20 protein-coding genes are annotated in these 12,392 nt (G+C 63.0%); 1 reads left to right on the forward strand and 19 read right to left on the reverse strand.

All coding sequences use genetic code 11. The features are described 5' to 3' along the window. Positions 1-8 precede the first annotated feature (8 nt). The 15 genes from rpsH to rplC all read right to left on the reverse strand — a co-directional run bounded on the left by rpsH (position 9) and on the right by rplC (position 7,461). On the reverse strand, positions 9-413 hold the full coding sequence (gene rpsH, locus ACOGXC_RS13395) for a 30S ribosomal protein S8 (RefSeq protein WP_419918667.1): 405 nt from the start codon (positions 411-413) through the stop codon (positions 9-11). A 12-nt stretch (positions 414-425) separates the two neighbouring features. Further along, positions 426-611: a type Z 30S ribosomal protein S14 gene (locus ACOGXC_RS13400; RefSeq protein ID WP_419918668.1), complete on the reverse strand. Its 186-nt coding sequence runs from the start codon at positions 609-611 to the stop codon at positions 426-428. A 4-nt stretch (positions 612-615) separates the two neighbouring features. Further along, positions 616-1,182, reverse strand: a complete 567-nt coding sequence (gene rplE / locus ACOGXC_RS13405) for a 50S ribosomal protein L5 (RefSeq protein WP_419918669.1) — start codon at positions 1,180-1,182, stop codon at positions 616-618. Then, positions 1,182-1,490: a 50S ribosomal protein L24 gene (rplX, locus tag ACOGXC_RS13410; RefSeq protein ID WP_419918670.1), complete on the reverse strand. Its 309-nt coding sequence runs from the start codon at positions 1,488-1,490 to the stop codon at positions 1,182-1,184. Before rplX ends, rplE begins: the two co-directional genes overlap by 1 nt. Positions 1,491-1,495: 5 nt before the next feature. Then, the gene (gene rplN / locus ACOGXC_RS13415) at positions 1,496-1,864 is read right to left on the reverse strand and encodes a 50S ribosomal protein L14 (protein WP_419918671.1); all 369 of its coding nucleotides are present in this window, start codon (positions 1,862-1,864) and stop codon (positions 1,496-1,498) included. After that, positions 1,861-2,148 (reverse strand): 30S ribosomal protein S17, encoded by a 288-nt coding sequence (rpsQ, locus tag ACOGXC_RS13420; protein WP_419918672.1) that lies wholly within the window; start codon positions 2,146-2,148, stop codon positions 1,861-1,863. Before rpsQ ends, rplN begins: the two co-directional genes overlap by 4 nt. Next, a complete protein-coding gene (rpmC, locus tag ACOGXC_RS13425; RefSeq protein ID WP_419918673.1) occupies positions 2,141-2,380 on the reverse strand; it encodes a 50S ribosomal protein L29 in 240 nt (79 codons plus the stop codon). The genes rpsQ and rpmC overlap by 8 nt, the downstream gene beginning before the upstream one ends. Before the next feature lie 2 nt (positions 2,381-2,382). Further along, positions 2,383-2,799 (reverse strand): 50S ribosomal protein L16, encoded by a 417-nt coding sequence (gene rplP, locus ACOGXC_RS13430; protein WP_419918674.1) that lies wholly within the window; start codon positions 2,797-2,799, stop codon positions 2,383-2,385. Between the two features lie 52 nt (positions 2,800-2,851). After that, positions 2,852-3,754 (reverse strand): 30S ribosomal protein S3, encoded by a 903-nt coding sequence (rpsC, locus tag ACOGXC_RS13435; protein WP_419918675.1) that lies wholly within the window; start codon positions 3,752-3,754, stop codon positions 2,852-2,854. Continuing rightward, the gene (rplV, locus tag ACOGXC_RS13440; protein WP_419918676.1) at positions 3,754-4,485 is read right to left on the reverse strand and encodes a 50S ribosomal protein L22; all 732 of its coding nucleotides are present in this window, start codon (positions 4,483-4,485) and stop codon (positions 3,754-3,756) included. Before rplV ends, rpsC begins: the two co-directional genes overlap by 1 nt. Beyond that, a complete protein-coding gene (rpsS, locus tag ACOGXC_RS13445) occupies positions 4,485-4,763 on the reverse strand; it encodes a 30S ribosomal protein S19 (protein ID WP_419918677.1) in 279 nt (92 codons plus the stop codon). Before rpsS ends, rplV begins: the two co-directional genes overlap by 1 nt. 28 nt (positions 4,764-4,791) lie before the next feature. Then, complete coding sequence (rplB, locus tag ACOGXC_RS13450; protein WP_419918678.1) at positions 4,792-5,628, reverse strand: 50S ribosomal protein L2; 837 nt, start codon at positions 5,626-5,628, stop codon at positions 4,792-4,794. 123 nt (positions 5,629-5,751) lie between these two features. Continuing rightward, on the reverse strand, positions 5,752-6,042 hold the full coding sequence (gene rplW / locus ACOGXC_RS13455) for a 50S ribosomal protein L23 (RefSeq protein WP_419918679.1): 291 nt from the start codon (positions 6,040-6,042) through the stop codon (positions 5,752-5,754). After that, entirely contained in the window at positions 6,039-6,749 is a 711-nt protein-coding gene (gene rplD / locus ACOGXC_RS13460) for a 50S ribosomal protein L4 (RefSeq protein WP_419918680.1), read from the reverse strand. Before rplD ends, rplW begins: the two co-directional genes overlap by 4 nt. 67 nt (positions 6,750-6,816) lie before the next feature. Continuing rightward, positions 6,817-7,461, reverse strand: coding sequence for a 50S ribosomal protein L3 (gene rplC, locus ACOGXC_RS13465; protein WP_419918681.1), 645 nt, complete (start codon positions 7,459-7,461; stop codon positions 6,817-6,819). Between the two features lie 280 nt (positions 7,462-7,741). On the opposite strand from rplC, the gene ACOGXC_RS13470 reads away from it, so the two are divergent. Then, the gene (locus ACOGXC_RS13470) at positions 7,742-8,887 is read left to right on the forward strand and encodes an AI-2E family transporter (RefSeq protein WP_419918682.1); all 1,146 of its coding nucleotides are present in this window, start codon (positions 7,742-7,744) and stop codon (positions 8,885-8,887) included. A 158-nt stretch (positions 8,888-9,045) separates the two neighbouring features. Here the strand turns inward: ACOGXC_RS13470 and tpx are convergent, their stop codons facing one another. From tpx to tuf, 4 genes are all read right to left on the reverse strand, one after another. Continuing rightward, a complete protein-coding gene (tpx, locus tag ACOGXC_RS13475) occupies positions 9,046-9,546 on the reverse strand; it encodes a thiol peroxidase (RefSeq protein WP_419918683.1) in 501 nt (166 codons plus the stop codon). A gap of 94 nt (positions 9,547-9,640) precedes the next feature. Beyond that, on the reverse strand, positions 9,641-10,813 hold the full coding sequence (serB, locus tag ACOGXC_RS13480; RefSeq protein ID WP_419918684.1) for a phosphoserine phosphatase SerB: 1,173 nt from the start codon (positions 10,811-10,813) through the stop codon (positions 9,641-9,643). 29 nt (positions 10,814-10,842) lie between these two features. Then, on the reverse strand, positions 10,843-11,163 hold the full coding sequence (rpsJ, locus tag ACOGXC_RS13485) for a 30S ribosomal protein S10 (protein ID WP_419918685.1): 321 nt from the start codon (positions 11,161-11,163) through the stop codon (positions 10,843-10,845). 5 nt (positions 11,164-11,168) lie between these two features. After that, positions 11,169-12,359 (reverse strand): elongation factor Tu, encoded by a 1,191-nt coding sequence (gene tuf, locus ACOGXC_RS13490; protein ID WP_419918686.1) that lies wholly within the window; start codon positions 12,357-12,359, stop codon positions 11,169-11,171. Positions 12,360-12,392: the final 33 nt, after the last annotated feature.

Genomic DNA, 12,392 nt, shown 5'->3' on the forward strand with positions numbered 1-12,392 from the left:
CCGACCTCCTACCAGACCACGCAGACAACCTCGCCGCCTATGCGGCGGCGGCGTGCCTCGCGATCGCTCATCAAACCCTTGCTGGTGGACACTATCGCCACTCCCAACCCGCCCAGGACCCGGGGGATGCTGTTTGATTTCGAGTAGACCCGCAAGCCGGGCTTGGACACCCGGGTGATCCCGGAGATGACTCGCTCCCGCTGGTCGGAGTATTTCATGTCGATGGTCAGGGTCTGACCCGGCCCGCGTTCGTTCTCGGCCACCTCGAAGTTGCTGATGTAGCCCTCGCTCTTGAGGACACCGGCCAGGGCGATCTTCATCTTGGATGACGGCATCCTCACCTCGTCGCGCATGGCGGTGTTGGCGTTGCGGATGCGGGTCAGCATGTCGGCGATGGGGTCGGTCATGGTCACGGCCGTGTCACCTCACCAGCTCGCCTTGGTCAGGCCGGGGATCTCGCCGGCGTGGGCCAGCTCCCTCAGGCACACCCGGCACAGGCCGAATTTGCGGTAAACGGCCCGGGGCCGCCCGCAGCGCCGGCAACGGGTGTAGGCCCGTACCTTGAACTTTGGCGTTTTTTGTTGCTTCTGGATGAGCGCTTTTTTGGCCATAGAGTTACTGTCCCTCGGCTCGGAACGGGAACGAGAAGGCCCCGAGCAGCGCTCGGCCCTCCTCGTCGGTGATTGCGGTGGTGACGATCGTTATATCCATGCCCCTGATGGTGTCGATGGAGTCGTAGTCGATCTCGGGAAAGATGAGCTGCTCGGTGACCCCGAACGAGTAGTTGCCGTTCCCGTCGAAGGAACGGGGGGATAGACCTCGAAAATCCCGGATGCGGGGGATGGCCAGGTTGATGAGCCGGTCCAGGAACTCCCACATTCGGGATCCTCTGAGGGTGACCTTTACCCCGATGGGATTACCTTCGCGAATCTTGAAGTTGGCGATGGACTTCTTGGCCCGGGTGATTACCGGACGCTGGCCGGAGATGATGGTCAGATCGGTCGTCGCACCGTCGAGCAGCTTGGCCTGGGCCACAGCTTCTCCCACGCCCATGTTCAGGACGATCTTCTCGAAACGGGGTACTTGCATGATGTTCCCCAAACCCAACTCCTCCTGGAGCTGGTCACGGATTTCCTCCCTGTACAGGGTTTGCAGCCGGGGGGCGGCAGAAGCGGTGGACATTACAGATCCACCCCGGTGCGCCGGCAGACGCGGAACTTGCGACCATCGGTGTCGAACCGGTACCCCACCCGGGTGGGGCGACCATCTGCTGGGCTGATCACGGCCACGTTGTCGGCCTTGATCGGCATCTCCTTGTCAATGATTCCGGTCTGCATGATCCCCTGGCGGGGGCCCTGGTGCTTGGTGGCGATGTTCACGCCGTCCACGATCACCGTTCCCTCGGCGGGGAAGGCGAACGTAACCTCGCCCACCTTGCCTCGGTCCTTCCCGCTCAGCACTCGAACCCGGTCTCCCTTGCGAATCTTCATGGCCCCTACAACACCTCCGGTGCCAGCGACACGATGCGCATGAATCGTTTGTCCCGCAGCTCCCGCCCCACCGGCCCGAAGATGCGAGTGCCCCGGGGTTGTTGCTGCTCGTTGATGAGCACGGCTGCATTCTCGTCGAAGCGGATGTAGGAACCGTCCTTGCGGCGCTTCTCCTTCTTGGCGCGAACCAGCACGCAGCGCACTACGTCACCCTTGCGGACCGCGGCACCGGGCATGGCATCCTTGACGGTGGCCACGAACACGTCACCGATGGTGGCGTAGCGTTTCCGGGACGACCCCAGAACCCGGATGCACAGCACCTCCTTGGCTCCGGAATTGTCAGCCACCTTTACCCGGGTTTCCTGCTGGATCATCGGGCTCGCTCCAGAACTTCGAGCAGCCGCCAACGCTTGGTCTTGGACAGCGGACGGGTTTCCTGCACCCTTACCCTGTCACCCACCGCGAGCTGGTTGGCTTCATCGTGCACATACAGGTTGGTGGTGCGTTGCACGGTCTTGTTGTACCGGCGATGGCGAGCGTGGCTGGTGGATGCCACCACCGCGGTCTTGTCCATGGCGACGGACACCACCATGCCCTCCCGCACCTTGCGGCCGTTGGGCCGGCTCGCGGGTCGTGATCCGGTCGTCTGGTCAGCCATTAGCGGCCTCCTGCCTCTGGGTCTCCAGCTCCTCGGCGGCTTGGATCTCCCGCGCCCGCAGCTCGGTCATGGCTCGGGCCACTTCCTTTTTGGCCTGTTTCAGGCGAGCGGTGTTGTCCAAGCGTCCGGTAACGATCTGAAAGCGAAGTTTGAACACCTCGTCCTTGGCATCGCTCAACCTTTCGATGAGCTCCATGTCGGTAAGGCCGGTCCAGGTTGTTCTGCGAGCCACTACTACCACCCTTCCCGGCGCTCAACGAACCGAGCTCTGACCGGGAGTTTTTGAATCCCCCGTTCAATGGCGGCGCGAGCTGTTTCCCGGTCGTGGTACGAGAGCTCGAACAGGATACGGCCCGGTCGCACCACCGCCACCCAGCGCTCCGGGTTGCCCTTACCGGAACCCATGCGGGTTTCTGCCGGTTTCTCGGTGACCGGCTTGTCGGGGAAGATGTTGATCCAAACCTTGCCCCCCCGGCGGATGTGTCGGGTAATGGCGATACGGGCAGCTTCGATTTGTCGGGCCGTGATCCACCCCGGCTCGAGGGCCTGGATGCCGTACTCGCCGAAGGTCACCCCGGTGGCTCCCTTGGCTTGTCCCTTGGTCCGGCCCCGATGATGTTTGCGGTGCTTGACCTTCTTGGGCATCAACATGGGAGGTCCCTATCTTTGGTGCGGTCGATCGTCATGGGTATCAACATGGCCTTCAGTCCGCGTCGCCGGGGCGGAAGTGGGGGGTCTCGCGGTGCTCGCGGGTGGTGCGGAGGATGTCCTCCTCCTCCTCGAGCAGCTTTTCGAACTCGGGGTCGGCTTCTTTTATCAACGGTGCCGGGGTTTCGGCATCTTCAGCACGATCGGGATCGCCATGGCGTCGAGCGGCCGCGGATGACACCACCGCCCGGGGCCTTTGAGCACCCGAGGTCTCACCCACTGCCATGGCTGCCTCGCGGCTGATCTTGTCCTCGGCCTGGGTCTTGTAGGGCAGGATGTCGCCCTTGTAGATCCACACCTTCACCCCGATCCGGCCGTAGGTGGTGTGGGCCTCGCGAAAGCCGTAGTCGATGTCGGCCCGAAGGGTGTGCAGGGGAACCCGGCCTTCTCGGTACCACTCGGTACGGGCCATCTCCGAACCACCCAGCCGGCCCGAACATTGCACCCGAATACCGAGAGCTCCAGCCTTCTGGGCGTTCTGGACCGCACGTTTCATGGCCCGGCGGAAGGCCACCCGGTTGGCCAACTGGTCGGCCACCCCCTGGGAGATGAGTGCGGCGTCCAACTCGGGCTGCTTGATCTCCTGGATGTTGAGCTGCACCCGGTTGTTGCCGGTTATCTTGGCCAGACCGTTGCGAAGCCGGTCGGCCTCGCTGCCTCGACGCCCGATGACGATCCCCGGTCTGGCGGTGTGCACATCAACTCGCAACCGGTCGCGAGTGCGTTCGATCTCGATGCGGCTGATGGCGGCATGGGGCAACTCCGACATCAGGTAGTCGCGTACTTTCCAGTCCTCGATGATGAAGTCGCCGTATTCCCGGCGATTGGCAAACCAGCGCGACTTCCAGTCGGTGGTAACCCCGAGTCGGAATCCGTAGGGATTGATCTTCTGGCCCATCAGGCTTCCTTCTCGTCGTTATCAGCGTTGACGTCGGTGGTGGTATCAGGTTCGGTGTCGGGCAAGTTGTCGGTGTCGGTGGTGGTATCAGGTTCGGTGTCGGGCAAGTTGTCGGTGTCAGTTTCGGTGTCGGGCAAGTTGTCGGTGTCAGTTTCGGTGTCGGGCAAGTTGTCGGTGTCGGTATCGGTATCAGTTTCGGTATCGGTTTGGTTGTTTGGTTCGTGGTCGTGGTCGTGGTCTTCGGTTTGGTTGGAATCACGCTGCTTGCTGGCCGCTACCCGGCGGCGGCGAGCCTCGACGGCCGAGCTTCTCCGGCGGGTGCCTTTTGCGGCCATGCGTACATCAATGGCCGCCAGTTCGTCATCGGTGTAGCGGGCCAGGACAACGGTGATATGGCAGGTTCGTTTGCGGATAGTGGTGGCCCGGCCCCGAGCCCGAGGCCGGTGGCGCTTCAAAGTAGGCCCCTCGTCGGCATAGCAGGCCGCGATGAACAGCTCTTCGCCATCGAGGTCGTCGTTGTGCTCGGCGTTGGCCACCGCGGAGTCGAGGCACTTGGCGATGGTGTCGGAGATACGCCGCTCGGAGAGGGTCAGTATTTCCCGAGCCTCGGCATACGACTTCCCCCGTACCAGATCGAGCACCTCCCGGGCCTTGAAAGCCGAGGACCGTATGTGCCTGGCCACTGCCCGGCTGCCCTGACGGGTTTCGTTGCCCACGGTGACGGCGGTCATCAGCGGCGAGCTCCTCGCTCCTGGCCGGCATGAGCCCTGAACGTGCGAGTGGGGGCGAACTCGCCGAGTTTGTGGCCCACCATTGACTCGGTTATGTAAACCGGCACGTGCTTGCGCCCGTCGTGGACCGCGATGGTGTGACCAACCATGTCGGGGATGATGGTGGAGCGTCGGGACCAGGTTCGAATGACCTGTTTCGTCTTCTGGTCGTTCAGCGCGTCAACCTTGCGCAAAAGGTGCCCGTCGACAAACGGGCCTTTCTTCAAGCTCCTGGGCATGGGTGGTCCCTCCTTTCGGTCCTGCTGATCAGCGACGCCCGCCCCGGGTGCGGCGCCGCCGAACGATCATTTGCTGGGATTTCTTCTTCTTGTTACGAGTACGGCCTTCGGGTTTGCCCCACGGCGACACGGGATGGCGCCCGCCGGAGGACTTGCCCTCCCCACCCCCCAGGGGGTGATCCACCGGGTTCATGGCCACGCCCCGGGTCTGGGGCCGAACTCCCTTCCAGCGGGCTCTACCGGCCTTGCCCAGCTTGATGAGCTCAGCTTCGGCGTTTCCCACCGATCCTACCGTGGCTCGGCAGTCGATGGGCACGCGGCGCATCTCGGTGCTGGGCAGCCGGAGGGTGGCGAAGCCGCCCTCCTTGGCCACCAGTTGAGCGCTGGCCCCGGCAGAGCGGGCCATGCGAGCACCGCCGCCCGGCCTCAACTCCACGGCATGGACGGTGGTGCCCACCGGGATGTAGCGCAGCGGTAGGGCGTTGCCGGGTCTGATCTCGGAACCTTGACCGTTTTGCAGGATGTCGCCCACTCCCACACCCTCGGGAGCCAGGATGTAGCGCTTCTCACCGTCGTGGAAGTGAAGCAGCAGGATACGACAGTTGCGGTTGGGGTCGTATTCCACCGAAGCCACCGTGGCCGGGACACCGTCCTTGGTGCGTTTGAAGTCGATGACCCGGTAGCGCTGTTTGTGGCCCCCGCCCCGGTGACGAGCGGTCTTGCGCCCGTGGTTGTTGCGCCCGCCCGTTCCGGTCTTGATGGTTACCAGTGACCGTTCCGGTTTGGTGGCGGTGATTCCCGAAAAATCCGACACCGTTTGAAAGCGGCGGCCGGGGCTGGTCGGTTTGCGTTTATTCACTGCCATCGGACACCTCAGACACTGGGTACAAATCCATTGGGTGGTTGGTGGGGATTGCGTAGCTTGTACGGATCCATTGGGGGGTTGAGGAGATTGCGTAGCTTGCGGTTGCTTACTGCGGTCGGATTCTCAAACATCGAACACCTCGATCTGGTCGCCCTCAGCCAGTGTGACCAATGCTCGCTTGATGTCGGGTCGGCGGCCGAAAGTGGCCTTGCGCCGGTTGCGGCGACGCTTGCCCTTGCGGTTCATGGTGTTGACCTTGAGAACGGTGACATCGAACAACGACTCAACCGCATCTTTGATCTCGGGTTTGGAGGCATCGGGATGAACCTTGAAGGTGTAGACGTTGGACTCCAAAAGCTCGTAGGACTTCTCTGACACCACGGGAGCCAGCACGATGTCGCGAGGGTTCTTCATGCCTCTTCCCCCTTATCGGTGTTCAGGTTGTCGGGGGTGGTCTCGGGTTCTCCGTCGTCGGTGTTCAGGTTGTCATCGGTGGCCTCGGGCTGGGCTGATGTCGTAGCAGGCAATGTGTCGAGAGTGAAAACAACTGTGTCGGAAACCAGCACGTCGTAGGCGTTCAGCTCACCGGGGCTGATTATGCGTACCCGGGGCAGGTTGCGGAAGCTCTTCCAAACCTCCGGCTGATCGCGCTCGGTCACCATCAGCGCTCGACCTTGCACTCCCAGGGCATCAAGAGCAGCAATTGCTTTTCTGGTGCTCGGGGTCTCGAACTCCCAACTGTCCACCACCACGACCTTGCCGTCCCGGACTCGATCGGACAGCGCCGACCTAAGGGCCAGGCGGATCATCTTTTTGGGGGTGCGTTGGTGGTAAGTCCGGGGCTTGGGCCCGAGAGCCACCCCGCCTCCCCGCCACTGCGGATTCCGGATCGACCCGTGGCGGGCCCGTCCGGTGCCCTTCTGGCGCCACGGCTTGCCCCCGCCTCCCCTGACCTCTGATTTGGTGCGGGTGTTCTGGGTTCCCCGGCGGCGGGCAGCCAGTTGGGCGGTGACCACCTGATGCATGACCGCCACATTGGGCTCGATACCGAACACCTCGGGATCCAGTTCCACCGATCCGGTCTCCTGGCCGGCGGGGTTGCGAACGGTGAGGGTGGTCATCTCGCCGTTACCGCGGTGTCGTCGTGATCGGTCACGATCGGGGCGGGGTTGCGAACGGTGAGGGTGGTCATCTCGTCCCGTTCTTCACTGCGCTGCGAATCAAAACGGTGGATCCCCGGCGGCCGGGGACCGATCCCCTCAGCAGGATCAGACCGTTCTCCCCGTCCACCCTCACTACCCGGAGGTTCAGCGTGGTCACTTTCACCGCACCAGCCCGTCCGGGCATCCGCTTGCCCCGGAAGATCCTCGATGGGGTGGCACATTGCCCCACAGCACCGGGTTTGCGGTGAACCTTGTGGGCACCGTGGCTGGCTTTTTGACCACTGAAATTGTGCCGCTTCATGACTCCCGAGAAGCCCTTGCCCTTGCTGAGGCCGGTGACATCCACCAACTCGCCCCCGTCGAACACATCGACCCCGATCTCCTGCCCGGCCTCGTAGGTCCCCACGTCGTCGAGGCGCAGCTCCACCAGCTTGCGGCCGGGGGCCACGCCGGCCTTGTCCAGGTGTCCCTTGGCCGGTTGGGGCAGCCGGGCGGGGTTCTGGGTTCCGAAGGTGACTTGGAGAGCGGAATAACCGTCGGTTTCGGGTCGCTTTACCTGAACGATGCGACAGGGTTCCACTCGCAGCACGGTTACGGGCACGACGTGATCGTTCTCGTCCCATACCTGAGTCATTCCTAGTTTTTCGCCGACAATCGCCTTGGCAACCACCGCGACCCTGCTTTCACGCGAACGCTCCGCACGGGCGCAGACCCAACTGGTGGGACTTTCCGGCGGAGCGGGTTCGGTTTTGCCACTTGGTTCCCGCAGCATTGCTGCATGCGGGCCTGGGTGGACATCGTTTGACACGAACAGTGCCGACCCGGGCCGGCACGAATTGCCAACTATAGCGAACACTGGGTGAACCACCAAAGTGGGTGGCCAAAGTTTTCCATCGGCTGATCGAGATCAAATCCCCGATCATGGGGGTAACGGCGATTAGCGTGGAACCGTGGACGAAGTGTCGTCCAACAAATTACCTCCATGGCTGCTCAGAGCCATCCTGGTGAGCACGGCGGCCCTTGGAGGGCTTTATGTTCTGGGATGGTTGATCTCCGAGCTGAGAACTCTGCTGGTGATCGTGCTGGTGTCCTTCTTCCTCTCGTTCGCCCTGGAGTCCCCGGTGAATCGCATGGAGAGGATGGGCATTCGCCGGGGTCTGGGCACCGGAATCATGTTCTTCGTTCTGCTGGTTGCGGGGGCCTTGTTCCTTTGGGCCATCGGTGCGGTTCTGGCGGGGCAGATAAGTGATTTCGCCGACGACGCTCCCGGCTACATCAGGGATCTCGAGAATTGGGTGGAGAACACCTTCGACATTGAAGTCGATGCCCAGGGGTTGCTCGAGGAGTTCCAGGAGGGTGGGGCGGTCACCAACCTGGCCACCCGGCTGGCCGGCAACCTGGTCAGCTTGGGGGCCACGGTCGTTCAGGTGCTCTTTCAGGTTCTGACCATCGCGCTGTTCACCTTCTACTTGGTGGCCGAGGGGCCCAAGTTGCGGCGCAACGTCTGCTCATTGCTGCCGCCCCAACGCCAGCGCCAAGTGCTTCAGGTGTGGGACCTGGCCATTGCCAAGACCGGGGGTTACATCTACAGCCGGCTCATCCTGGCGGTGGTTTCGTTTCTGGTCCACTGGTTGGTGTTCACGCTGGTGGGTGCGCCGTTCCCGGCCCCGATGGCCATGTGGGTGGGGTTGGTTTCACAGTTCGTGCCCGTGATCGGTACCTACATAGCCGGAGCGCTACCGGTGCTGGTCGGGTTGCTGGACAATCCCTCCACCGGGTTGGCCATTCTGGTGGCCATCGTCGTGTACCAGCAGGTTGAGAACTACCTGCTCCAGCCCAAGGTTACCGCCCACACCATGGAGATCCATGTGACCGTGGCCTTCGGGTCGGTGATTGCCGGGAGCCTGCTGCTGGGGGCGGTGGGGGCGGTGCTGGCTCTGCCGGTTGCCGCCACCCTCCAAGCTTTTCTGTCCAGCTATCTTGAGCGGGGCAAGGTTGTGCAGGAACTGGAGGAGGCCGAAGCAGCTCGCCAACCGCCGCCCGGTCCGTTGGGGCAGCGGATTCGCCAGGCCTTCCGCCGTTCGGGCAACCCCTGATGGGGTGGGTTTAGGAGCAGGCGGCCAGCGCCATAAGTCGTTGCCCCAAAATTGTGCGGCTCCAGGGGGTGGGTTGTGGGTTTAGGAGCAGGCGGCCAGCGCCATAAATCGTTGCTCCAAAGCTCCAAAGTTTTGCGGCTCCAGGGGCGGGTTGTGGGTTAGGAGCAGGCGGCCAGCGCGGCGTCGTAGTCGGGCTCAGAGGTGATGGCTTCCACCAACTCCGTGTGGGTCACTGTGCCGTCGGGGGCAACCACCACCACCGCCCGAGCGGTCAGCCCGCGCAGCGGACCGTCCACCATCTCCACCCCGTAATCATCCAAGAACTCCCGATTGCGAAAGATGGAACCGATGGTCACGTTCTCGATGCCCTCGGCACCGCAAAAGCGGGAACCGGCGAACGGCAGGTCCATCGAAGCGCAGATAACGGTGGTGTTGTCCAGCCCCGCGGCCCGCTGGTTGAAAGTCCGCACGCTGGTGGCACACACTCCGGTGTCGATGCTCGGGAAGATGTTCAGAACCACGTTGCGACCCGACAGAGCTTCCAGCGTCACCGGGGAGAGGTCGCCACCGGTCAGTGTGAATCCGGGGGCAGCCGATCCCACCGCCGGAAGGTCGCCACCGGTGTTGACGGTTGTGTCGTGAAAAGTGGTTTGCGCCATAGCTGTTTTGTAGCACTCCGCTGCGATGCAGCCGGTACTGGGGGGCAAATACGCCGGCAAGGCTGGTTACGCCGGTACTGGGGAGGGGGGTAGGTCAGATTCCCTCAGCCTCGACTTCTTCGCGGCTGATGCCCAGCAGGAACAGCACTGCGTCCAGGTAGGGGACGCTCACCGAGGTTTCAACTGCCTGGCGAACCTTGGGTTTGGCGTTGAAGGCTATTCCCAAACCGGCAGCCGTGAGCATGTCGATATCGTTGGAGCCGTCACCCACCGCCACCACCTGCTCGGCGGTCACTCCTTCAGCGGCGGCCACTTCGTGGAGAATCTCAGCCTTACGGCCACGGTCCACAATCGGACCCACCAGCTTGCCGGTGAGCTTGCCATTGATTATTTCAAGGGTGTTGGCGTAGGCGTAGTCGAGATCGAAATCCTGCTTGAGGCGATCGCAGAACCGGGTGAAGCCACCGCTCACGATGGCTATGGCAAAGCCCAGCCGCTGAAGAGCGGTCACGAATGTACGGGCCCCCGGGGTGAGAGTGATCCGGTCCCAGGCCCGATCCAGGGCGGCTTCGTCCAAACCGGCCAGATGGTGGACTCGCTCTCGCAAGGAGGTCTCGAAATCGATCTCTCCCTGCATGGCCTGCTCGGTGAGCTGCTGGCAGATTTCCTCGCAGCCTGCCTCGGCAGCCAGCAGGTTGATCATCTCATCCTGGATTAGGGTCGAGTCCACGTCGAGCAGCGCTAACCGCTTTGCCCGGCGGGCCAGCCCTTCCTGCTGGATGGCCACGTCGAATTCGGGGTTGCTGCCGGCTACCGATAGCAGGTTGCGGTGAAGGGTATCGCCATCGCCTCCCTCCACCAGCAGCTCGTAGCTGTAGATCGGATAGCGGGAGAGGCGCACTATGCGGTTGATGTTGCCCCCGGCGGTGGCGATGGCAGTGGCGGTGGCGGCCAGCATCGCCGGAGTCAGCTCCCGGCCCAGCACGGTTACCGCATGGGCCCCGAGGTGGGAGGAGGGGGTGGGGTCAACCACATCGAACTCCACGGTGACCCTCTGCTCCCATCCGAACAGCAGCAGGTCTTTCAGCAGATCCTGGCCGGGAGGCAGCTCCATCACGATCCCCAGGGTGAGTTGGCGGCGGATGACCACCTGCTCCACATCCTGGATCCGCCCCCCACCGGCGGTCAGCACGTTGAGCAGGGCGGCAAACAGGCCGGGCCGGTCGGGGCCGGATACCCGCAGCAGGATGACTTGGGTGGAAGCCATGGCTCGCTCGAACCCGGTCCGCCCGGCGCTCAGCCGTGCTGGAGCTTGATCTCGATATCTACACCCGCGGGCAGATCAAGGCGCTGGAGGGAGTCCACGGTTTTGGGGCCGGGATCCACGATGTCGAGAAGGCGCTTGTGAACGCGGATCTCGAAGTGCTCACGGCTGTCCTTGTCCTTGTGCGGCGACCGGATCACGGTGAACCGGTGCTTCTCGGTGGGCAGTGGAACCGGTCCCCGCAGGTCGGCCTGAGTGCGCTTGACCGTCTCCACGATCTTCTTCGTGGATTGATCAACTATCTCGTGATCGTAGGCTTTCAGCCGGATACGAATTTTCTGTCCTGCGGCCACAAGAACTACTTGATTATCTTGGTGACGGTGCCTGCACCCACGGTGCGACCGCCCTCGCGAATGGCGAAACGCAGACCCTCGTCCATGGCTATCGGAGCGATCAGGTTCACCACCATCTCCGTGTTGTCCCCGGGCATGCACATCTCGATGCCCTCGGGCAGGGCGATGGTGCCGGTCACATCGGTGGTGCGGAAGTAGAACTGGGGCCGGTAGTTGCTGAAGAAGGGCTTGTGGCGTCCTCCCTCCTCCTTGGTCAGCACGTAGACCTGGGCCTCGAAGTTGGTGTGGGGGGTGATGGATCCGGGCTTGGACAGCACCTGGCCCCGCTGGACCTCGTCCTTGCCGGTGCCCCGTAGAAGAGCACCGATGTTGTCGCCGGCCCGGCCCTCGTCCAGCAGCTTGCGGAACATTTCGACACCGGTGCAGACCGTCTCGGCCGTATCCCGGATCCCGACGATCTCCACCTTGTCCCCGGTGTTCACGATGCCCTGCTCCACCCGGCCGGTGACCACCGTACCCCGCCCGGTGATCGAGAACACGTCCTCGATGGGCATCAGGAACGGTTTGTCCACATCCCTCTCGGGTTCGGCGATGTAGGAGTCCACCTGCTCCATCAGCTCCATGACCTGCTGAGCGGCTTCCTGGTCGCCTTCGAGGGCCTTGAGGGCCGAGACCGGGACCACCGGGATGTCGTCGCCGGGGAAGTCGTACTCGCTGAGCAGCTCCCTGACCTCGAGTTCCACCAGCTCCAGCAGCTCCTCGTCGTCCACCATATCGACCTTGTTGAGGGCCACCACGATGGCGGGAACGCCAACCTGGCGGGCCAGCAGAACGTGCTCCCGGGTCTGGGGCATGGGGCCGTCGGCCGCCGACACCACCAGGATGGCACCATCCACCTGGGCGGCACCGGTGATCATGTTCTTGATGTAGTCGGCATGGCCGGGCATATCGACATGGGCGTAGTGCCGGTTCGCGGTCTCGTACTCGACGTGGGCCACGTTGATGGTGATGCCCCGCTCCCGCTCCTCGGGAGCCTTGTCGATGTTGTCGAACTCGGTGAATTGGGTGGAGGAAGGATCGGCTTCCGACAGCACCCGGGTGATTGCCGCGGTGAGGGTTGTCTTGCCGTGGTCGATGTGACCCATCGTGCCCACGTTCAAGTGCGGCTTGTTGCGCTCAAATGTTTCCTTGGCCATTTTTCTTTCAACCTCCGAAGGTGGGGTGGTTGC

It is taken from the genome of Candidatus Poriferisocius sp. (assembly GCF_965202595.1).
Classification (GTDB): domain Bacteria; phylum Actinomycetota; class Acidimicrobiia; order Acidimicrobiales; family Bin134; genus Poriferisocius.